The organism is Longispora sp. NPDC051575 (genome assembly GCF_040681875.1).
GTDB lineage: Bacteria > Actinomycetota > Actinomycetes > Mycobacteriales > Micromonosporaceae > Longispora.
The window spans coordinates 620,480-641,772 of the sequence record NZ_JBFAZP010000008.1; the positions used below are offsets into that span (position 1 = coordinate 620,480).

Here is a 21,293-nt window from a genome sequence, read left to right on the forward strand (position 1 = left end):
ATGACGTCTACTTGTCGGCACTGCCCGACGATCGGGCCCCGGGGCTTGTCGGCACCGCCCGACGACATGCTGACCCTGAGGGCGCCCCATGCGGGATTGCCGTAGCTCTCCCGGGCCGGTTGTCGGGGCATGCGGGCCGGGCCGGGGCTTGTCGGCACGTCCTACCCGGCCGGTGCGGCACACGGCGGCCTAGGGCGCGCCCAGTGACCGGCGGCGCGCCCACACCCCCGCCGAGATCCGGGCCAGCAGCCGGGCCGCCGGGTCACCCGTCGCCCGGCCGTTCGCCAGCGGCCCCGAGTAGCAGACGGCGATGGCGTACGGCGGGGCGTCGGGCGGGTACACGATGCCCGCGCTGTGCCGGCAGCCGTCGATCCAGCCGTTCTTGAACGCGATCCTGGTCCCCGCGGGCAGGCCCGCCGCGAGGTCCACCCGGTGCTCGTTGGCGGCGAGCACGTCGAGGACCTCCGGTTCCAGGGTGGCCATCAGAGCGGCCAGGTCCCGGGCGGTCACCAGGTTCGCGATGCCGCCCTCGTTGGCCCGGTAGTCCTCGATCCCGCGCCCGGTGACGCTGTGCCGCGCGCCGGCCGTCCGCCACACGTCGGCGACGGCGTCGAACCCGACGTGCGCGAGGACCAGGTTGGTGGCGAAGTTGGAGGAGCGGACCACCATCCGGTACCCCAGCCAGCGCAGGGTCGCCTCGCCGCCCAGCCGGGCCCACACCTCGGGGTCGCTGTCGTAGCCGGGCGTGCTGGCGAACTCGACCCCGTCGAGGGCGGACGGGAAACCGTTGCGGACCGGGACGGGGGCGTCGAGGTCGAGGGCGGCGCGGTACAGCGCGGCGAGGACGGCCGCCTTCATCGTGCTGGCCGCGTAGTGCGGCACGTCCGCGTTCCGTTCGCAGGCGGGCCGTGGCGCGCCGGGCTCGCCGAGGGCGGCGACGAAAACCGAGAGCATCTAGAACGCTCCTTTCCTGGGTACGCCGGGCGAGGCGCCGGGAGCCGGGGTCATCCGGGCCGGGTGGTGGGGTCTGGGGTCATCCGCGAACGTCGGGCGGAGTCGTGGGGGCCGGGGTCATTCGCGCAGGCTGGGCGAGGCCCCAGGAGCCAGGGCCATCCGGGTACGCCGGGCGGGGTGGTGGGGTCCGGGGCCATTTGGCGCACGCCGAGCGGGGTGGTGGGTGCGGGGTCGTCCGCAAACGCGGGGCCGAGTGCCGGGGTTCCGGGGTCATTCGCGCACACCGGGCGGGGTCGTGGGGGCGGGGTCATCCGCGCCCGTCCAGGGTGACGCCGAGGCCGGGGGCGTCGGGGAGCACGACCGTGGCGCCGTCGTAGCGCGGGCCGTCCCGGAGCGGGGGTGCCGTCAGCCACCAGGCGGCGTCGAGGTCGGCGACGGCCGTGGTGCCGTACGCCGAGGCGAGGCTCGCCGCCGCCCCGACCCCCAGCTGCCCCTCCATCATGGAGCCCACGATGGTGCCCATGCCCTGGGCGCGGGCCAGTTCGAGGAGGGTGCGGGCGGGGCCGAGGCCGCCGCACTTGGCGAGCTTCACGTTGACGAGGTCGGCGGCGCGGCGGCGGATGACCTCGACCAGGTCCCGGACGGAGAAGACGCTCTCGTCGGCCATGACGGGGGTGTCGACCCGGTCGGTGACCCAGGCCAGGCCGTCGAGGTCGGCGGCCGCGACGGGCTGCTCGACGAACTCGACGTCCAGGCCGGCGTCCTCGATCCGGCGGATCACCCGGACGGCCTCCCGGGGCGTCCAGCCCTGGTTGGCGTCGAGCCGGATCGTCACCCCGGAGCCGGAGCCGGAGCCGGAGCCGGAGCCGGAGCCGGGGCCCGAGCCCGAGCCGGGGCCCACCGCCTCGCGGACGGCCGCGACCCGGGCCAGGTCCCCGGCCGCGTCCGTGCCGACCTTCATCTTGAGCACCGTGAACCCTTCGGCGACCCGGGCCCGCGCGGCGGCGGCGAGCTGCTCCGGAGTGCCGGCGGCGAGTGTGACGTCGGTGGCCACCCGGAGCGCGGTCCCGCCCAGCAGCCGGACCAGCGGGACACCGAGCCGGCGGGCCGCGAGGTCGTGCAGGGCGACGTCGACGGCGGCCTTGGCGGACTCGTTGCCCACGACGGCGGCCGCGATCCGGCGGGTGAGCGCGACCAGGTCGTCCGGGTCGGCGCCGAGGAGCAGCGGGGTGAGGGTCTCGACGCAGGCGGCCGCCCCGGGCAGGGACGCGCCGGTGACCCGCCACACCTCGGGCGCCTCGCCCAGCCCGGACCGGCCGTCGGCGTCGACGAGCTCCACGACGAGGGACTCGATGGTGGTGGCGGTGCGCAGCGCGGTCACGAACGGGGTGTGCAGCGGCATGCTGAGCCGGTGGGTACGGACCTCGGTGATCGTCACCCCGACGACACTACGTCGCCGTGGCCAGCTTGGGAGGGGCCAGAAAAGGGTTGGTGGGGCGCGCCAGCCCGGAGGGGGTGCGGATCCCTGGGGAAGAGGCGGGAGAGCCGGGTGAGGGCGTGCCGGAGCGCGGGGGGTAGGCCCTGGGGTGCCGGGAATGGCGCACCGGGGTCGGGCGGGATGCCGGGGATGGCGCGCCTCGGTGGGGCGGGGCGCTGCGGGATGGTGCGCCGAGGGGACGCGGGGGATCGCGCGCCGACCGTCGGGGTGGGCGCGGGTGGGCGTGGTGAGCCCGGGAGGGGCCAGGGGGCGCGGTCACTCGTACCCGGATGATGGTTTGTGAACGGGAAAGGCCCCCGCACCTGGAGTGTGGGGGCCTTTCCGACGCGGGTGCCTAGGCGTGCTTGCGGCGAGCCGTGGCGCGGGCCCGGTCCGTGGCGCTGAGGCTGACCTTGCGGATCCGCACGGCGGTCGGGGTGACCTCCACGCACTCGTCCTCGCGGCAGAACTCGAGCGACTGCTCCAGGGACAGCTTCCGCGGCGGGACCAGCTTCTCGGTCTCGTCGCTGGTGGACTGCCGCATGTTGGTGAGCTTCTTCTCCTTGGTGATGTTGACGTCCATGTCGTCGGCGCGGGAGTTCTCGCCGACGATCATGCCCTCGTACACCTCGGTGGTGGGCTCGACGAACATGGAGCCGCGCTCCTGCAGGTTGGTCATCGCGAAGGCCGTGACCACGCCGGCCCGGTCGGCGACGAGGGAGCCGTTGTTGCGGGTGCGCAGCTCGCCGAACCAGCCGTCGTACTTCTCGAACACGTGGTGCATGATGCCCGTGCCCCGGGTGTCGGTGAGGAACTCGGTCCGGAAGCCGATCAGGCCGCGGGACGGGACGAGCCACTCCATCCGGACCCAGCCGGTGCCGTGGTTGGTCATGTGTTCCATGCGGCCCTTGCGGGTGGCGAGCAGCTGGGTGATCGCGCCGAGGTACTCCTCGGGGGCGTCGATCGTGACCCGCTCGACCGGCTCGCACAGCTTGCCGTCGATCTGCTTGGTGACCACCTGGGGCTTGCCGACGGTCAGCTCGTAGGACTCGCGGCGCATCTGCTCGACGAGGATGGCCAGCGCCAGTTCGCCACGGCCCTGCACCTCCCACGCGTCGGGGCGCTCGGTGGGCAGGACCCGGAGCGAGACGTTGCCGACGAGCTCCTTGTCGAGCCGGTCCTTGACCATCCGGGCGGTGACCTTGGAGCCCTTGACCCGGCCGACGAGCGGCGAGGTGTTGGTGCCGATGGTCATGGAGATGGCCGGCTCGTCGACGGTGATCAGCGGGAGCGCGACCGGGTTCTCGGAGTCGGCGAGGGTCTCGCCGATCATGATGTCCGCGATGCCGGCGATGGCGATGATGTCGCCGGGGCCGGCCTTCTCGGCGGGCTTGCGCTCGAGGCCCTCGGTCATCAGCAGCTCGGTGATCTTGACGTTCTGCATGGTGCCGTCGGTCTTGCACCAGGCGACCTGCTGACCCTTGCGGATCTCGCCCTCGCGGACCCGGCACAGCGCGAGCCGGCCGAGGAACGGGGAGGCGTCGAGGTTGGTGACGTGCGCCTGGAGCGGCGCGCCCTCGGTGTAGGTCGGGGCCGGGATCGTGGTGAGCAGCGTGCGGAACAGCGGCTCGAGGTTCTCGCTGTCCTCCGGGACGGTGCCGTCGGCCGGCTGGGTCAGCGAGGCGATGCCGTCGCGGGCGCAGGCGTAGACGATCGGGAAGTCGATCTGCTCCTCGGTGGCGTCGAGGTCGAGGAACAGCTCGTAGGTGTCGTCCACGACCTCCTTGATCCGCGAGTCGGGCCGGTCGACCTTGTTGATCACGAGGACGATCGGCATCTTCGCGGCCAGGGCCTTGCGGAGCACGAACCGGGTCTGCGGCAGCGGGCCCTCGGAGGCGTCCACGAGCAGCACCACGCCGTCGACCATGGTCAGGCCGCGCTCGACCTCACCGCCGAAGTCGGCGTGGCCGGGGGTGTCGATGATGTTCAGGGTGAATTCCTGGCCGTCCGGCGCGTGGTAGTGCACCGCCGTGTTCTTGGCCAGGATCGTGATGCCCTTCTCACGCTCCAGATCGCCGGAGTCCATGGCCCGGTCGACGAGTTCGGCGCGGGCGCTGAACGCTCCGGCCTGACGGAGCATGGCGTCGACGAGGGTGGTCTTCCCGTGGTCGACGTGGGCGATGATCGCAAAGTTGCGGAGATCGGAGCGGAGCGACATCCCTATATCGTCCCTGGTCCCCTCGACGGGCCGGGCCCCGGGTGCCGATTGTCACTTTCATAAAGCCCCAAAAAACCATCATCTGGTACCTAGTGGGACTGGTCCGGTCCCGCGAGCGGCCGGCGGACCGCCTCCCGGAGCTGGTCGTCGGCCTGGCGGTCCATCGGCACGACCCGGGTGTCACGTTCCGCCAGGTCACGCCGTCGCGGGGCCACAGCGGTCAGGTCCAGCGACTCCAGGGCGGCGATCGCCCGGGGCCAGGGCCACCTACCGGTCGCGACGACGTCGACGAGCCGTTCGGCCAGCTCCTCCGGTGGTACGTCCAGCTCCAGGGGCCTGCGCCGGACGGGGCCGTTCGGGACGGCCCGGCGGCTGGCCCCTCGACGTCCCGCGAACACCGGGGAACGGGTCCAGGGGCTCCTGATTGGCTCTCGGCGGCGCCCGGCCCCCGACCTAGAGTGGGCCGTATGGGGATCGACGGGGTAGAGCGGGCGAGGTACTGGCGCCGCACCGCCCTGCCCGGCACCGAACTGCTCACCGCCCGGTTCGTCCGGCACGTGTTCGCCCGGCACGCCCACGAGGAGTACGCGATCGGGGCCATCGTCGACGGCGTCGAGGAGTGGGACGTCGACGGCGGCCGGGTCCGGGCCGGCGCGGGCGCGCTCGTGTTCGTCAACCCGGAGGTCCCGCACACCGGCCAGGCGGGCGTCCCCGAGGGCTGGTCGTACCGGATCATCTACCCCGACGTGGCCACCGTGCGGGCGGTGTCCGCCGAACTGGGCCGGCCCGGGACCCCCTGGTTCCGCGAGTCCACGGTCACCGACCCGGCCGCGTACCGGCTGCTGCTCGCCGCCGTCCGCGCCGCCGACCGGGGGGACGACCTGGCCGCGTCCAGCGCCCAGCACGCGGTCCTCGTGGCCCTGCTCGGCCTCAACGCCGGGGCCGCCCCCGCCGAGCGGCCCGCCGCCGCCCCGCGCGCCGTCGCCCTCGCCTGCGAACTGCTGCACGACCGCCTGACCGCCCCGCCGACCCTCGCGGAGCTCGCCGAGCACGTCGGGCTCGGGCCGCACGCGTTGCAGCGGGCGTTCCGGGCGGCTACCGGGCTGCCGCCGCACGCGTACGTGGTCGGGGAGCGGATCCGGCGCGCCCGGTCGCTGCTCGCGGCGGGGGAACGGCCGGCCGGGGTCGCCGCGGCCGTCGGGTTCGCCGACCAGGCCCACCTGACCCGGCACTTCCGGCGGTACCTGGGCGTGCCCCCGGGGGCGTACCGCAGGGACGTGGGCGGGACGGGGCGCAAGAACGTACAAGATCGCGGGGGCCCGGGCGCCTAGCGTCTGGGGTATGCCCGTGACCACCACCCCCTCCGTCACCCGGCGGGCCGCCGTCCGGGCCGGGTTCAGCCTCGGCCTCGCCGTGGGCGTGTCCGGCCTCGCCTTCGGGGCCACCGCCGTCACCTCCGGCCTCAGCGTCGCCCAGGCCTGCGCCCTGAGCCTCGTCGCGTTCACCGGGGCGTCCCAGTTCGCCCTGGTCGGCGTCGTCGCCACCGGGGGCAGCCTCCTCGTCGGCGCGGTCGGCGCCCTCCTGCTCGGCGGCCGCAACACCCTCTACGGGCTCCGGCTCGCCGACGTGCTCCGGGTGACCGGCGCGCGCCGGTTCGTCGCCGCCCACGGCGTGATCGACGAGACCACGGCCGTCGCGGTCGGCCAGCCCGACCGGGGAGCCGCCCGGGCCGGGTTCTGGACGTCGTTCGCCACCCTGTACATCCTGTGGAACCTCTCCACCCTCGTCGGCGCGCTCGGCGTCGAACGGATCGGCGACCCGGCCGCCCTGGGCCTCGACGTCGTGGCCCCGGCGGCGTTCCTCGCGATCCTGTGGCCGCGCCTGGCGGCGGACCCGGTGGCGCGCTGGGTGGCCGTCGGCGGGGCCGGGCTGGCGCTGGCCGGCACGCCGTGGCTGCCGGCCGGCACCCCGGTACTCGTCGCGGCGGTGGCGGCCCTGGTGGTCTCGCTGCGCGGCGTCGGGGGCACCGGCGTCGGCCGCCCGGGAGGTACCCGATGACGTTGTGGTTCGCGATCGCCGCCGTGGGTGTCGGCTGCTACGCCCTGAAACTCGCCGGCCTCGCCGCCCCCCGCGACCTCCTCGACCAGCCGAGGGTCGCCCGGTTCGCCGAGCTCGTGCCGGTGGCCCTGCTGGCCGCGCTGATCGCCGTGCAGGTGCTCACGAGCGGCCGGGAGGTGACGGCGGACCCGGCGCGGCTGTCCGGGCTCGGGGTGGCGGTGCTGGCGCTCGTCCTGCGCGCGCCGTTCCTGGTGGTGCTGATCGCGGCGGCGGCGACGACGGGGCTGGTCCGCGCCTTCCTGTGACGTGCCTCCCCGACCGGGTTGGGGGCCCGTTCACCCGTTCGCCACACCCGCGTCACCGTGGCCTGCGACGCTGCTGTGGCTCTGCACACCGAACACCGGCCCCGTTCACCGTGCTGTCGTAGGGTTGTAGGTCGGGCACCGAACTGGGCCCGGAGAGTGAGGCACCCCGGTGACCACCGCAGTCGCAGCCCGCGCTGTCTTCCCGACCGCCGAGGCGCCGACGGGACGCACCCTGGTCGACGTCCTGCACGAGACCGTCAGCCGGCACCCGAACGCCCCCGCCCTCGACGCCGACGGCTCGCCCCTGAGCTACCGGCGGCTCGCCGAGGAGGTCGAGGCGCTGCGCGGCCGGCTGCACGCGGCGGGCGTCGGCGCGGGCCACCGGGTCGGGATCCGGATCTCCTCGGGCACCGCCGAGCTGTACCTCGCGATCCTCGGCGTCCTGGCGGCCGGCGCGGCGTACGTGCCGGTGGACGCCGACGACCCCGACGAGCGGGCGGAGCTGGTGTTCGGCGAGGCGGGCGTGCGCGCGGTCCTCGGCGACGGCGGCGAACTGACCATCGTGGACCCGCCCCGGCCGGTGACCCCGGAACCCGCCGACCCGGCCACGGACCAGAGCGAACCCCCGCCGACCGCCCCCGTCCCGGCCCCGGCACCGGACGGCCCCGCCACCGGCGAGGCCACCCTCGACGGCGACGCCTGGATCATCTTCACCTCCGGCTCCACCGGCAAGCCCAAGGGCGTCGCCGTCACCCACCGCTCCGCCGCCGCGTTCGTCGACGCCGAGGCCCGGATCTTCCTCCAGGAGGAGCCCCTCGCCCCCGGCGACCGGGTGCTCGCCGGCCTGTCCGTGGCCTTCGACGCCTCCTGCGAGGAGATGTGGCTCGCCTGGCGGCACGGCGCCTGCCTGGTCCCCGCGCCCCGGGCGCTGGTCCGCAGCGGCGTCGACCTGGGCCCCTGGCTGGTCGAACGCGGCATCACCGTCGTGTCCACCGTGCCGACCCTGGCGTCGCTGTGGCCCACGGACGCGCTGGAGGAGGTCCGGCTGCTCATCTTCGGCGGCGAGGCCTGCCCGCCGGAGCTGGCCGAGCGGCTCGCGGTCGAGGGCCGGGAGGTGTGGAACACGTACGGGCCGACCGAGGCGACCGTGGTGGCCACCGCCGCGAAGCTGACCGGCGAGGGCCCGGTCCGGATCGGGCTGGCCTTGGACGGCTGGGAGCTGGCCGTCGTCGGCCCGGACGGCCAGCCGGTCACGATGGGGGAGACGGGCGAGCTGGTGATCGGCGGGGTGGGCCTGGCGCGCTACCTCGACGAGGCGAAGGACGCGGAGAAGTTCGCGCCGCTGGAGTCGCTGGGCTGGGCCCGGGCGTACCGCAGCGGGGACATCGTCCGCGCCGACCCCGAGGGCCTGCTGTTCATGGGCCGGGGCGACGAGCAGGTCAAGCTGGGCGGCCGCCGGATCGAACTGGGCGAGGTCGACGCGGCCCTGTCCGCCCTGCCCGACGTGGTGGGCGCGGCGGCGGCGGTGCAGCGCACGAAGGCCGGCAACCAGGTGCTCGTCGGCTACGTGGTGGCCCCGGACTCGTTCGACGCGGACAAGGCCGTCAAGCGGCTCCGCAAGCACCTGCCGGCCGCGCTGGTGCCGCTGCTGGCCCGGGTGGCGACCCTGCCGACCCGTACCTCCGGGAAGGTCGACCGGGCCGCCCTGCCCTGGCCGCTGTCCACGATGGACCTGGCCCGCACGATGCTCTCGGGCACGGAGCTGTGGCTGGCGGAGGCCTGGGCGGAGATCCTCGGCGTGCAGGTCGGCGCCTCGAAGGCGGACTTCTTCAGCAACGGCGGCGGCAGCCTGTCGGCGGCCCAGCTGGTGGCGCACCTGCGCACCCGGTTCCCGCAGGTCGCGATCGTCGACATCTACCAGAACCCGACCCTGGGCGGCCTGGCCGCGTTCCTCGACGCGTTGTCGGGCGAGACGAGCGTGCGCCGGGAGATCGCGCCGACCCCGCGTCGGACGGGCCTCGTCCAGTCCCTGCTGTTGCTGCCGCTGCTCACCCTCGTGGGCCTGCGTTGGTCGGTGGTGGCCCTGGCGCTGGCGAACCTGCTGGACACGCCGTGGGCGCCGACGACCTCGTGGTGGTGGCTGCTGGCCGGCTGGGTGGTGCTGTTCAGCCCGCCGGGCCGGATCGCGCTGGCGGCCGGCGGCGCGCGCCTGCTGCTGCGCGGCGTGAAGGCGGGCCGCTACCCGCGCGGCGGTTCCGTGCACCTGCGGCTGTGGACGGCCGAGAAGCTCGCCGAGTTCAGCGGCGTCACGGGCGTGTCGGGCGCCTCCTGGATGACCTGGTACGCCAAGGCGCTCGGCGCGAAGATCGGCAAGGACGTCGACCTGCACTCGGCCCCGCCGGTGACCGGGATGCTCAAGCTCGGCCGGGGCTGTGCCGTGGAGCCCGAGGTGGACCTGTCGGGGCACTGGGTCGACGGGGACCGCGTACACATCGGAAAGGTCCGGATCGGGGCCGGGGCCCGGGTCGGCGGCCGCAGCACGCTCCTGCCCGGGGTGCGGATCGGCAAGGGTGCCGAGATCGCCGCCGGCTCGACCGTGCTGGGCGTGGTCCCGGCGGGGCTGCGCTGGGCGGGTTCGCCGGCCGCCGAGGACACCCCGGACCCGCGCCGCTGGCCGGAGGAGCGCCCGCCGCGCAGCCGGTTCTGGTCCCTCGTCTACGGCACGACCTCCCTGTTCCTGGGCCTGCTGCCCCTGGTCGCCGCCGCCCCGGCCGTCGCCTGGATCGGCTACGCCACCGCGGACGCGGCGACCCTGCCCGACGCGCTGCGCACCGCCCTGCTGCTCGTGCCGGCCGCCACGGTCGGCTACTTCCTGACCTACGCCCTCCTCGTCCTCCTCGGCGTCCGGCTGCTCTCGATCGGCCTGCGCGAGGGCTACCACAAGGTGCACGGCCGGGTCGCCTGGCAGGCGTGGTTCACCGAGCGCCTGATGGGGATGGCCCGCACGGGCCTGTTCCCGTTGTACGCGAGCCTGTTCACCCCCGTCTGGCTCCGGCTGCTCGGGGCGCGGATCGGGAAGAACGTGGAGGCGTCCACGGTCCTGGCGCTTCCCTCGATGACCACGGTCGCCGACGGGGCGTTCCTGGCCGACGACACGATGGTCGCCAGCTACGAGCTGGGCCACGGCTGGCTGCACATCGCGCCCGCGAGCGTCGGCAAGCAGGCGTTCCTCGGCAACTCGGGCATGACCGCCCCGGGCCGCAGCGTGCCGAACCGGGGCCTGGTCGGCGTCCTGTCGTCCACGCCCCGCAAGGCGAAGAAGGGCAGCTCCTGGCTGGGCATGCCCCCGATGGCGATCAGCCGGTCGGTGGAGTCGGCCGACACGAGCCGCACGTTCCGGCCGCCGGTCCGGCTCAAGCTGGCCCGGGCCCTGGTGGAACTGGCCCGGATCGTGCCGGTGATGTGCTCGGCGGCGCTGGCCGTGGGCGTGCTGGGCGCGGTGTTCTGGCTCGGCCCGGTCGGGGGCCCGCTGCTGTCCGGCGTCGTGCTGCTGGTCGCCGGCGTGCTGGCGAGCCTCACCGCCACGGTGATGAAGTGGCTGCTGGTGGGTAGGTTCCGGGTCGTGGAGCACCCGCTGTGGAGTTCGTTCGTGTGGCGCAACGAGCTGGCCGACACGTTCGTGGAGGTACTGGCCGTCACCTGGCTCGTGGGCCGGATCGGCGGCACCCCGTGGCTGACCCTGTGGCTGCGCACGATGGGCGCGCGGATCGGCCGGGGCGTGTGGCTGGAGACGTACTGGCTGCCGGAGTCCGACCTGGTCCGCCTCGGCGCCGGCGCGACCGTCAACCGGGGCTGCGTCGTGCAGACCCACCTGTTCCACGACCGGATCATGAGCATGTCCGGCGTCGACTTCGCGGAGGGCTCGACCCTCGGCCCGCACGGCATCGTCCTGCCGGGCGCGAGCATCGGGGCCCGCACCACGGTCGGTCCCGGTTCGCTGGTGACCCGGGGCGACGCGGTGCCGGCCGACTCGCGCTGGCTGGGCAACCCGATCGCCGTGTGGAACCGCGGGTGAGCCGCCCGGCGGCCGGCGCGCCGGGACCCGGGGCGGACACCTCCGGCGACTCCTACCTCCCCGCGCACGGCAACGGCGGCTACGCCGTCACCCACTACGACCTGGACCTCGACTACCGGGTCGGCCCGAACCGGCTCGCCGCGCACGCCCGGATCACCGCGACGGCCCGCCAGGCCCTGTCCCGGCTGAGCCTCGACCTCGCGGGCCTGCGGGTCACCCGGGTCCTGGTCGACAGCAAACCGGCCCGGTTCGCACACCGGGGCCACAAGCTGCACGTCACACCGGCCAGGCCGGTGTCCAACGGGGCGACGTTCACGGTCGAGGTCCGCTACGCCGGCAACCCGCACCCGGTCAGCGGCCCGTGGGGCGACATCGGCTGGGACGAGCTGACCGAGGGTTCCCTCGTCGCCAGCCAGCCGATCGGCGCGCCGTCCTGGTTCCCGTGCAACGACCACCCCGCCGACAAGGCCGCCTACCGGGTCACGGTCGCCACCGACTCGCCGTACACGGTGCTGGTGACCGGGAACCTCACGGAACGCCGGCGGGGCGGCAGCACCACCACCTGGGTGTACGACCGCCCCGAGCCCACCCCGACCTACCTGATGGGCGTGCAGATCGGCCGGTACGAGGAGCGGGTGATCGCCACGGGGCTGGTCGCGCAGCGGGCCGCGTACCCGCCGAGGTTGCGTGCCGCGTTCCTGCACGACTTCGCCCGGCACGGCGAGATCATGGAGCAGCTGCAACTGCTGTTCGGGCCGTACCCGTTCGAGGAGTACCAGATCGTGGTCACCGACGACGATCTCGACGACCCGATCGAGGCCCAGGGCATGTCGGTGTTCGGCGCGAACCTGGTCGACGGACTGCGCACCCACGAGCGGCTGATCGTGCACGAGCTGGCCCACCAGTGGTTCGGCAACAGCCTGACGGTCGCCGACTGGCGGCACATCTGGCTGAACGAGGGCTTCGCGACGTACAGCGAGTGGCTGTGGTCGGAGCGGTCCGGCGGTCCGGCGGCGACCCTGCACGCCCGGCAGTGGCACGCCCGGCTGGCCGCGTCCCCCCAGGATCTGGTCCTCGCCGACCCGGGGATGCGCCGGATGTTCGACGAACGGGTCTACAAGCGGGGAGCGCTGACCCTGCACGCGCTGCGGCACCGGCTCGGCGACCAGCGGTTCTTCGCGATGATGCTGGCCTGGACGGCGGACCACCGGCACGGCACGGTCACGACGGCCCAGTTCACGGCCCTGGCGACCAGCTACGCCCAGCAACCCCTGGACGACCTCTTCGGCGCCTGGCTGTTCTCCGCCCCGCTCCCGAACCTCTGAACCACAAACATCAGAGGGTTACGAGTGGGGCGGTCCCCGCCGCGCATCAGCCCGACCCAGCCCAGGCCGCCCCTCTGCCCCACGCCGACGGGCCCCGCCCAGCCCGGTGACAGCCCCCGCCAGCCCCCAGCACCGCCCAGCCAGGCACAAGCCTCCGACCCACTGCCACACAGCCCCACCCAGCCCGGCGAAAGCCTCCGACCCGCAAGCTCACGCCCAGCCCGGCGAAGCCTCCCACCCTGTCTCACACAGCCCCACCCAGCCCGGCGAAAGCCTCACCCGAGCCACTCCGTCACCTTCCCCCGCCGAGCCCCAGCCCACACCCCACCGAATCTCCCCCGGGCCGCCACCACAGCCCCCCGCTCCCGCTCCACCAACCGCCCCACGACCACCCCGTACCGCCCGGGATCCACCGCCCCCAGCTCCAGCCACGCCTCGGCGGCCATCGCGGCGTCCTGATGCTCCCCGAGCTCCCCCTGCACGGCGGCCAACGCCGAGGCCAACCTCCTGGCCGGCCGCCCCACGACCCCGACCACCGCCTCGACCGCGTACCGGGCCCGCTTGGCCCGCACCCGCGCCGCGTGCCACCCGTCGTCGGGCCCGTCGTCCCGCAGCCCGCGCACGTCCTTGAGCAGCTTCTTCCAGGTCCGGGCGACGAACGGCGGCAGCGCCTCGGCGGCCCGTGCCCGCCCGGCGCGCCCGATGCCGGGGTTGGCGGCGACGGTGACGAGCAGGTCGAGGAGCACCAGGTACCGCTCGGACGTCAGCGCCGTGTCGAGTTCCCGCAGCGCGTCGCGGTGCCGGTCGGCGAGTGCCGCGTCGAGTTCGGCGACGAGTCCGGGGTCCAGGGGCGCGAGCGGGTCCTTGGCGGCGGTCGCGGCGAGCCGGGCCCGGAGCACCTCGGCGTCGCGGACCCCGCCGAGCACACCGGCGAGCCAGGCCAGTTCGGCGCGCAGCGGGTCGGCCCAGCGCGGGTCGAGCAGCGGCGCGAACGTCCGCAGCCGGCTGCGGAGCCGGCGGCAGCCGACCCGCATTTGGTGCACGGCGGTGTCGCCCTGCCCGACCTCGGCGCGGAGCCGGACGAGCGGGTCGTGCGCGACGATGAGGCCGATGTCGCGGCGGATGCCCCCGGCGACCACGTCGGCGGCGGTGGCCTTCTTCCGGGACACGGGCCGGGGTGAGGCGGCCAGGTCGGCGGGGGCGGTGGCGGGGGAGCCGAGCGCCCGGACGTGTTTGGCGGTGAACTCGCCCTCGACGGCCCCGGCGGTCGTCAGGGTCGCGGCGACCCGGTCGAGGACGTCGCGCCCGCCGTGTTTGCGTTCGACCTCGATCTCGCGGAACCGGGTGACGACCCGCCGCCCGACGAGCACGCTGACGTGGTCGTCGACGAGTTCGGCGAGCACCGCGCCGGCCTCGTCGCGCACCTCGTAGGGCTGCCGGACGGTGCGGAGCACGATGACGGGCGCGAGCGGTTCGGACCGGCGGAAGGTGGTCACGAGGTCCGCCAGTTCCGCCGGGACCCGCCCGGACGGCCCGGCGAGGCTGACCTCGTGCCGGATCCCGGGCAGGTCGGTGGGCAGTTTGACCGTCCACGGTTCGGCGTCGCCGGTGCGGAACCGCAGCGACGCGCCGGCGCGGGCGAGCCGCAGGTCGGCGGTGTCGAAGTATGTCGCGCGCAACCGCACGGGGGCCAGGGCGAACACTGCCGGGTCGTCGAGGAGCTCCGCCGGCAGGGTGAACGCCTCGTCGACCTCGAACTTGCGTTCCTCCTCCATGGACCAACCCTAGGACGCGCCGGGGGCACTGCCAACCGGTTGACCAGGCGGGACGAAGAAGGACCAAACCGTCATCCGGTACCAGACGAAGGGTTTTCAGCCCGTGTAGAGCTCGCGGAACGCGGACAGGTCCAGCAGCCCCGACAGCCGGAGCACGTCCTCGGGCCGCACCTCGAGCTCGTCCAGCAGCAGGTCCAGCGCCCGGTCGCACACGTCGGCGTCGACCTCCAGCCGGACCGGCGGGGTGCCGGGCGCCGACCGGGTGACCCGGAAGGCGTGCCAGTCGACCAGCCGCATCCCGGGGAACAGGTCGGGCAGGTGCCGCACGACGAGGTCCTCGACGGGCAGGTAGCGCCCGGACCCGACGGGCAGGAACCGGGGCGTGGTGGTCGGCATCCGCACGGAGGCGAACAGGTGCGGCCCGCCGTCGGGGTTGTCCAGCAGCACGGCGAGGTGCAGGGCCAGCCCCCGGACGTGCGGGAACGGCCGGGCCCGGTCGACGGCCATCGGGGTGAGCACGGGCAGCACCCGGTCCCGGAAGTACCCGCTGAGCCGGTCGGCCCTCGCCGTCGGCAGGTCGGTCCAGTCGACGAGCGTGACCCCGGCGGCGGTGAGCGTCGGCACCGCCTCGGCGGTCAGCGCGCGCAGCCAGTCGGCGGCCAGGTCGGGACGCCGGCCCGCGTCACCGGACATGTACAGCTCGTCCAGGGCGCTCGCGCAGTTCGCCATGAACCGGATCCGTTCCAGCGGCGGCGCGGCCCGGTCGGCGGCGTGCGCGAACAGGCTGTCGAGGGCACCCGGGAGCGTGGGCACGGAGGCGTCGACGACGGACACCGGACCTCCCTCGGCACGTTGGTGTTGTGTGCATCTGAGGGTAGTGGAAATCGGTCCTATGCCCCCCAAAAGTTGACGAGCGTCACTGTGTGGGCGACGCCCGTCACTCCGGCGGTCACCAGCCGCGCGCCTCCCACTCGGGCAGGGCGGGCCGCTCGCGGCCGAGGGTGGTGTCCGCGCCGTGCCCCGGGTAGACCGTGGTGTCGTCGGGGAACCGGTCGAACAGCTTGGTCCGCACGTCGTGGATCAGGGAGGCGAAGCGTTCCGCGTCGCCCTGGGTGTTCCCGACGCCACCCGGGAACAAACTATCTCCAGTCCACAGGTGTCCGACACCTGACGGGTCCCGGTAGTGCAGCGCGATCGAGCCCGGGGTGTGCCCGACCAGGTGGATCACGTCCAGGTCCACCTCGCCGACCCGCACCGTCGGCCCGACCGGGTCCGCCGCGACCGGCAGTCCCTCGATGTCGTCGGCGTGCGCCACCGACGCCGCCCCGGTCGACTCCAGCACCTCGGCGAGCCCCTGCCAGTGGTCGGGGTGCCGGTGCGTGGTGACGACCGTCGCCAGCCCGTCGGGTCCGACCAGCTCCAGCAGGCGGTCCGGCTCGGCCGCCGCGTCGATCAACAACTGTTCGCCGGTACGCCGGCAGCGCAGCAGGTACGCGTTGTTGTCGAACGAGCCGACGGACAACTTCTTGATGATCAGGTCGGTGGTCTCGTGCGTGTCCATCTCAGCCCCAGCTCGGCAGGGTCGGCAACGTCCCGACCAGCGACTTGTGTGCCCCTCTTCCGATCAACCACGCGGCGAGCGCGTGCCCGGGCCCGCTGACCGTCGGCGCGCCCTCCCCGTCCCCGACCACGTACTGCGCCCCCAGGTCGGTGGCCGTCAGCACCATCCGGGGCGCGTCCTTGCGACCGGTGTAGTCGTGCGTCACCTCGCGCAGCAACCGCCGGACGAACGACTCGGGCCAGGACTCCGAACCGTAGTCGACATCCAGGTCCGCGTGGTGGATCTCCACCTCCTTGAGCCGCAGCCACGGCACGGTCAGCGCCGGGATCCGCTTCTCGTTGAGGGTCCAGACCACCGTGTTCCAGGCGTCCGCCGGCACCGTGGCGGCCCGCTCCGCGAACGCCCGCGAGGCGTCGGTCACATCCGCGACATGTTCGGCGGCCGGTCGGCCCGCCCCGGCCTCCACGGCGGCCGTCCGGTCCTCGTAGCTGGTGTACATCGGGGTCCGCACCCCCGTCTCCGCCCACGTCAGCAGGTTGACCAGTCCGTCGGCGTTGCGGGCCAGGTGGGTGAGCACATGGCCCCGGGTCCAACCGGGTAGGAGGGAGGGTGAGGCGACCTCTTTGTCGGTCAGCCCCCCGACGGTACGGGCGAGCCGCGCCGTCGCGCGCTCGAGTTCGGCCAGGAGGGCCAGTGGGTCGGTGGTCATGTGATGCAGGATAATCGGCTGGAACGCGGGGGCCGTTGAACCTAGCGTGGATCCCCTGATGAGCATTGATCTTGACTCCCTGGGCTGGGGCGAGGACCTGGCCGCGGCGTTCGCCCCGTACCGACGTCGGGGCCTGCGCCCCGGACGCGTGCTCAGAGTCGACCAGGGAATCTGCGTGATCTACACCGCCGCGGGCATCGTCCGGGGCAGCCTCGGCGGCGCCATGCTCTCCCGCGGCGCCCGCTCGCCGCTCACCATGCCCTGCGTGGGGGACTGGGTCGTCCTGCGGTCCTGGACCGACGGCCCGAAGACCATCGAGGCGGTACTCCCGCGCCGGACCACCTGGGTGTGGCCCGGCGAGGCGCGCGCCCTGGCCGCCAACCTCGACGCCGTCCTCCTCGACGACCCGGCCGGCTGGCGCCCGGAGGACCTGCCGACAGTCGCGGCCCCGCCGGTGCCGTTCCCGGTCGGGTTCACCCTGGGTCTGCTCGGCGTGGGACGGTCGGTGGTCACGAGCCTGGAGACCGTCACCGACGAGGGGCTGATCGTGCTCCCCGACGGCGGCGTCGTCCTGGAGATTAGTCGGGTCCCCGACACCCCCAAACTGCCCCGCCAGCTGGGCAGACACAAAATGTCAGAGGGCACGGATACAGTGGCTGACTGGCGCCCGTCTGGGCGCTGACCGGGTACGTCACCGCCGAAAAACTTCGTGAGGGTCGCATCGTGTTGGACCGATTGATCATCCGTGGCGCGCGAGAGCACAACCTGCGCGACGTCAGCCTCGACCTCCCGCGCGACGCGCTGATCGTCTTCACCGGTCTGTCCGGTTCGGGCAAATCGAGCCTGGCGTTCGACACCATCTTCGCCGAGGGCCAGCGCCGCTACGTCGAGTCGCTGTCGGCCTACGCGCGCCAGTTCCTCGGCCAGATGGACAAACCGGACGTCGACTTCATCGAGGGCCTGTCCCCGGCCGTCTCGATCGACCAGAAGTCCACCTCCCGCAACCCGCGCTCCACGGTCGGCACCATCACCGAGGTGTCCGACTACCTCCGCCTGCTCTACGCCCGGATCGGCGAGCCGCACTGCCCGCTGTGCGGCGAGGCGATCAGCCGGCAGACCCCCCAGCAGATCGTCGACCGCCTCCTCGCCATGGAGGAGGGCACCCGGTTCCAGGTCCTCGCCCCGGTGATCCGCGGCCGCAAGGGGGAGTACGTGGACCTCTTCCACGAACTCCAGTCGAAGGGTTACGCGAGGGCGAGGGTCGACGGGGTCGTGCACTCCCTGACCGAGCCGCCGACCCTGAAGAAGCAGGAGAAGCACACCATTGAGGTGGTCGTCGACCGGCTCGCGGTGAAGAAGTCCGCCAAGCAGCGCATCACCGACTCGGTCGAGACCGCCCTCGGCCTGGCCGCCGGCATCCTGCTCGTCGACTTCGTGGACCTCCCGGAGGACGACCCGGCCCGCGAGCGCCGGTTCTCCGAGCACTTCGCCTGCCCTAACGACCACCCGCTGTCGATCGAGTCCCTCGAACCGCGCACCTTCTCCTTCAACGCCCCCTACGGCGCCTGCCCCACCTGCACCGGCCTGGGCGTCCGCAAGGAGGTCGACCCCGACCTGATCGTCCCCGACCCGGAGCGCAGCCTCGCCGACGGCGCGATCCAGCCCTGGTCCGGCGGCCAGACCTCGGAGTACTACCAGCGACTCCTCACCGCCCTCGCCGAGCAGCTCTCCTTCGACATGGACAAGCCGTGGCGCGCGCTGCCGGCCCGCGCCCAGAAGGCCATCCTGTACGGCGCGGACACCCAGCTGCACGTCAAGTGGCGCAACCGGTACGGCCGCGAGCGCTCCTACTACGCCAACTTCGAGGGCGTCCTGCCCTGGCTGGAGCGCCGGCACGAGGAGACCGAGTCGGAGTGGAGCCGCGACAAGTTCGCCGGCTACATGCGCGACGTCCCCTGCCCGGACTGCGGCGGCACCCGGCTCAAGCCCGAGGTCCTCGCCGTCCTGATCGACGGCAAGAACATCGCCGAGCTGTGCGCCCTGTCGATCGGCGAGTGCGTCGAGCTGCTGGCGAAGCTGGAGCTGAACAACCGGCAGAAGATGATCGCCGAACGGGTGCTCAAGGAGATCACCGCCCGACTGACCTTCCTCCTCGACGTCGGCCTCGACTACCTGTCCCTCGACCGGGCCGCCGCGACCCTGTCCGGCGGCGAGGCGCAGCGGATCCGGCTCGCCACCCAGATCGGCTCGGGCCTCGTCGGCGTCCTCTACGTCCTGGACGAGCCCTCGATCGGCCTGCACCAGCGCGACAACCACCGCCTGATCGAGACCCTGGTCCGGCTGCGCAACCTGGGCAACACCCTGATCGTGGTCGAGCACGACGAGGACACCATCCGCACCGCCGACTGGATCGTCGACATCGGCCCCGGCGCCGGCGAGCACGGCGGGCACATCGTGCACTCCGGCACGGTCGACGACCTGCTCGCCAACGAGAAGTCCCTCACCGGGTCCTACCTCTCCGGCCGGACCGCCATCCCGGTCCCCGCGATCCGCCGCCCCCGCACCAAGGGCCGCGAACTCGTGGTCAAGGGCGCCCGCGAGCACAACCTGCACGGCCTCGACGTGGCGTTCCCGCTCGGCCAGTTCATCTCCGTCACCGGGGTGTCCGGCTCGGGCAAGTCGACCCTGGTCAACGACATCCTCTACACGGTGCTGGCCAACCAGATCAACGGCGCGCGCCTGGTCCCGGGCCGGCACACCCGGATCACCGGCCTGGAGCACGTGGACAAGGTGGTCGGCGTTGACCAGTCCGCGATCGGCCGGACCCCGCGGTCCAACCCGGCGACGTACACCGGGGTGTTCGACAACATCCGCAAACTCTTCGCGGAGACGGTCGAGGCGAAGGTCCGCGGCTACACCCCGGGGCGGTTCTCCTTCAACGTGAAGGGCGGCCGGTGCGAGGCGTGCGCGGGCGACGGCACGATCAAGATCGAAATGAACTTCCTCCCGGATGTGTACGTGCCCTGTGAGGTCTGCAAGGGCGACCGTTACAACCGCGAGACCCTCGAGGTGCACTACAAGGGGAAGACCATCTCCGACGTGCTGAACATGTCGATCGAGGAGGGCGCGGAGTTCTTCGAGCCGATCACCTCGATCCACCGGCACCTGAAGACGCTGGTCGACGTGGGCCTGGGCTACGTCCGGCTGGGCCAGAGCGCCCCGACCCTGTCCGGCGGTGAGGCCCAGCGGGTGAAGCTGGCCGCCGAGCTCCAGAAGCGCTCCACCGGCCGAACGGTGTACGTCCTGGACGAGCCCACCACCGGACTGCACTTCGAGGACGTCCGCAAGCTCCTCATGGTGCTGCACAGCCTCGTGGACAAGGGCAACACGGTGATCGTGATCGAGCACAACCTCGACGTCATCAAGACCTCGGACTGGCTGATCGACATGGGCCCCGAGGGCGGACGCCGGGGCGGCCTGGTCGTGGCCGAGGGCACCCCCGAGCAGGTGATCGAGGTGGAGGCCAGCCACACGGGGGCGTACCTGCGCCCGCTCCTGGAGGGGCAGTCCCCGATCGCGGCCGCCGGTGCGCCGAAGAAGGCGACCGCCAAGGCGGTGACGGCCGCCAGGGCGGTGGCCGCTCCTCAGGCCGGGGCGGCGCCGAAGGCGGCAGCTGCGAAGTCGGTTGCCCCGAAGGCGGGTGCTCAGAAGACCGCGGCCTCGAAGATGGCTGTGGAGCCGACCACCGAGGCCGCCCCGAAGAAGGTGGCCGCCCGCAAGACGGCGACGAAGGCCGCCAAGAAGTAACCGCACGTGTCCCGGGCCCCGTCACCTCCCTGGTGGCGGGGCCCGCGCCGTCCCTCCGGTCTACCGGCTCCCGGCCCGGACTCGTTCCACCCGGGGCGCCAGCTCCTGGCCCGCGCCGCCCCTCCGGTTCACCGGCTCCTGGCCCGGACTCGCTCCATCTGGGGCGCCGCCTTCCAGCCTGGACCCGCCCGCCCGGGACGGCGGCTTCCGATCCGAGCCCGACGGACACGATCCGAGCCCCGACGGCACACTGTCGGCTTCGCGAGTCGCCCGTGATCCGGACGTGATCGGGACCGCATCTGACCTGGGACGATGTCCGTTCGACTGCCTGGAAGTCCCCCGAAGTCCGCCCTGGCCGACAGCGGGTGACCGCTGCCACGCCGCCTCGATTTGACCCGACGGTGAACCGTCGCGTAACTTTCTCTCTGCCCGGAGGGAACGGGGCGGACCGGAAGAAACAACCGGAAAGCGACGAACCCGAGGGGTGACCTGATCCAGCTGGCCTAGCTGGGGGGATCGGGTGCCGGGTGGTGCAGCGAGTCGGGCCGCGAGGGCCGATTTTGCAAAGCGAGACCGACCGGGTAGAGTTGCTAGAGGCGCCAGCGAGCCGGGCGAGCGGATCACTCCACGGAGTTGATCGCGAGTGGCCGGGCCGGTAGCCAAAAAGCAGAACCAAGCAGATCGACAGGGATTAATACCCCGGTTTGAGACGCGAGAATGGGCCTGCTAGAGTAACTCAAGCAAGATAAGCGGTAAACAAAAACCCCAGGGTGACTTAATCGGTTGCTGAGTGGTGTGTGTTTGTTCTTTGAGAACTCAACAGGGTGTCGGAAAGTTAGTGCCAATTATGATTTACCCCGTCGGCACTGGGACTTTGGTTCTGGTGTCAGATGTGGATTCCTTTGGTAATGGACAACAGCGGCAAGGATTTATCTTTGTCAGCTAGTCCTTGCCGGGGCGAACAAACCTTATTGGAGAGTTTGATCCTGGCTCAGGACGAACGCTGGCGGCGTGCTTAACACATGCAAG

General features: G+C 72.9%; 14 protein-coding genes, 1 rRNA gene and 1 pseudogene. 8 read left to right on the forward strand and 8 right to left on the reverse strand.

Features of this window, described 5'->3' with window-relative positions; genetic code table 11:
• Positions 1–189: 189 nt before the first annotated feature.
• From AB0M43_RS26980 to AB0M43_RS26995, 4 genes are all read right to left on the reverse strand, one after another.
• Positions 190–954, reverse strand: coding sequence for a serine hydrolase (locus AB0M43_RS26980; protein WP_363728535.1), 765 nt, complete (start codon positions 952–954; stop codon positions 190–192).
• A 307-nt stretch (positions 955–1,261) separates the two neighbouring features.
• Positions 1,262–2,392, reverse strand: a complete 1,131-nt coding sequence (locus tag AB0M43_RS26985; protein WP_363728536.1) for a dipeptide epimerase — start codon at positions 2,390–2,392, stop codon at positions 1,262–1,264.
• A gap of 394 nt (positions 2,393–2,786) precedes the next feature.
• A complete protein-coding gene (gene typA / locus AB0M43_RS26990; protein ID WP_363728537.1) occupies positions 2,787–4,649 on the reverse strand; it encodes a translational GTPase TypA in 1,863 nt (620 codons plus the stop codon).
• 89 nt (positions 4,650–4,738) lie between these two features.
• Positions 4,739–5,047: a hypothetical protein gene (locus tag AB0M43_RS26995; protein WP_363728538.1), complete on the reverse strand. Its 309-nt coding sequence runs from the start codon at positions 5,045–5,047 to the stop codon at positions 4,739–4,741.
• A gap of 69 nt (positions 5,048–5,116) precedes the next feature.
• On the opposite strand from AB0M43_RS26995, the gene AB0M43_RS27000 reads away from it, so the two are divergent.
• The 5 genes from AB0M43_RS27000 (at position 5,117) to AB0M43_RS27020 (ending at position 12,412) form a co-directional block, all read left to right on the forward strand.
• Complete coding sequence (locus tag AB0M43_RS27000; RefSeq protein WP_363728539.1) at positions 5,117–5,980, forward strand: AraC family transcriptional regulator; 864 nt, start codon at positions 5,117–5,119, stop codon at positions 5,978–5,980.
• 10 nt (positions 5,981–5,990) lie between these two features.
• On the forward strand, positions 5,991–6,707 hold the full coding sequence (locus tag AB0M43_RS27005; protein ID WP_363728540.1) for an AzlC family ABC transporter permease: 717 nt from the start codon (positions 5,991–5,993) through the stop codon (positions 6,705–6,707).
• Complete coding sequence (locus AB0M43_RS27010) at positions 6,704–7,012, forward strand: AzlD domain-containing protein (RefSeq protein WP_363728541.1); 309 nt, start codon at positions 6,704–6,706, stop codon at positions 7,010–7,012. Before AB0M43_RS27005 ends, AB0M43_RS27010 begins: the two co-directional genes overlap by 4 nt.
• Positions 7,013–7,181: 169 nt before the next feature.
• On the forward strand, positions 7,182–11,087 hold the full coding sequence (locus AB0M43_RS27015; RefSeq protein ID WP_363728542.1) for a Pls/PosA family non-ribosomal peptide synthetase: 3,906 nt from the start codon (positions 7,182–7,184) through the stop codon (positions 11,085–11,087).
• Positions 11,084–12,412 carry a M1 family metallopeptidase gene (locus tag AB0M43_RS27020; protein ID WP_363728543.1) on the forward strand — a complete coding sequence of 443 codons (1,329 nt, stop codon included), beginning with the start codon at positions 11,084–11,086 and terminating at the stop codon, positions 12,410–12,412. The genes AB0M43_RS27015 and AB0M43_RS27020 overlap by 4 nt, the downstream gene beginning before the upstream one ends.
• Before the next feature lie 275 nt (positions 12,413–12,687).
• On the opposite strand, the gene AB0M43_RS27025 is transcribed toward AB0M43_RS27020, so the two are convergent.
• From AB0M43_RS27025 to AB0M43_RS27040, 4 genes are all read right to left on the reverse strand, one after another.
• Positions 12,688–14,187, reverse strand: coding sequence for a CYTH and CHAD domain-containing protein (locus AB0M43_RS27025; protein ID WP_363728544.1), 1,500 nt, complete (start codon positions 14,185–14,187; stop codon positions 12,688–12,690).
• A gap of 96 nt (positions 14,188–14,283) precedes the next feature.
• Positions 14,284–15,021 (reverse strand): hypothetical protein, encoded by a 738-nt coding sequence (locus tag AB0M43_RS27030; protein WP_363728545.1) that lies wholly within the window; start codon positions 15,019–15,021, stop codon positions 14,284–14,286.
• 115 nt (positions 15,022–15,136) lie between these two features.
• Positions 15,137–15,748 carry an MBL fold metallo-hydrolase gene (locus tag AB0M43_RS27035; RefSeq protein WP_363728546.1) on the reverse strand — a complete coding sequence of 204 codons (612 nt, stop codon included), beginning with the start codon at positions 15,746–15,748 and terminating at the stop codon, positions 15,137–15,139.
• A gap of 1 nt (position 15,749) precedes the next feature.
• Entirely contained in the window at positions 15,750–16,457 is a 708-nt protein-coding gene (locus AB0M43_RS27040) for a maleylpyruvate isomerase family mycothiol-dependent enzyme (protein ID WP_363728547.1), read from the reverse strand.
• Between the two features lie 58 nt (positions 16,458–16,515).
• Here AB0M43_RS27040 and AB0M43_RS27045 point away from each other — a divergent pair, with 58 nt between their 5' ends.
• From AB0M43_RS27045 to AB0M43_RS27055, 3 genes and pseudogenes are all read left to right on the forward strand, one after another.
• Positions 16,516–17,139, forward strand: coding sequence for a hypothetical protein (locus AB0M43_RS27045; protein ID WP_363728548.1), 624 nt, complete (start codon positions 16,516–16,518; stop codon positions 17,137–17,139).
• Positions 17,140–17,180: 41 nt separating this feature from the next.
• Positions 17,181–20,042 (forward strand): annotated as a pseudogene (uvrA, locus tag AB0M43_RS27050) (excinuclease ABC subunit UvrA); the annotation flags it as partial.
• A gap of 1,190 nt (positions 20,043–21,232) precedes the next feature.
• A 16S ribosomal RNA gene (locus AB0M43_RS27055) occupies positions 21,233–21,293 on the forward strand; the annotation flags it as partial.

Bases quoted from the DNA above. Each gene is read 5' to 3' on its own strand.
- AB0M43_RS27045 (WP_363728548.1), top strand. From the start codon at position 16,516: ATGAGCATTGATCTTGACTCCCTGGGCTGGGGCGAGGACCTGGCCGCG.
- AB0M43_RS27025 (WP_363728544.1), bottom strand. From the start codon at position 14,187: ATGGAGGAGGAACGCAAGTTCGAGGTCGACGAGGCGTTCACCCTGCCG.
- AB0M43_RS26980 (WP_363728535.1), bottom strand. From the start codon at position 954: ATGCTCTCGGTTTTCGTCGCCGCCCTCGGCGAGCCCGGCGCGCCACGG.
- AB0M43_RS27010 (WP_363728541.1), top strand. From the start codon at position 6,704: ATGACGTTGTGGTTCGCGATCGCCGCCGTGGGTGTCGGCTGCTACGCC.
- AB0M43_RS27035 (WP_363728546.1), bottom strand. From the start codon at position 15,748: ATGGACACGCACGAGACCACCGACCTGATCATCAAGAAGTTGTCCGTC.
- typA (WP_363728537.1), bottom strand. From the start codon at position 4,649: ATGTCGCTCCGCTCCGATCTCCGCAACTTTGCGATCATCGCCCACGTC.
- AB0M43_RS27000 (WP_363728539.1), top strand. From the start codon at position 5,117: ATGGGGATCGACGGGGTAGAGCGGGCGAGGTACTGGCGCCGCACCGCC.
- AB0M43_RS27040 (WP_363728547.1), bottom strand. From the start codon at position 16,457: ATGACCACCGACCCACTGGCCCTCCTGGCCGAACTCGAGCGCGCGACG.
- AB0M43_RS27005 (WP_363728540.1), top strand. From the start codon at position 5,991: ATGCCCGTGACCACCACCCCCTCCGTCACCCGGCGGGCCGCCGTCCGG.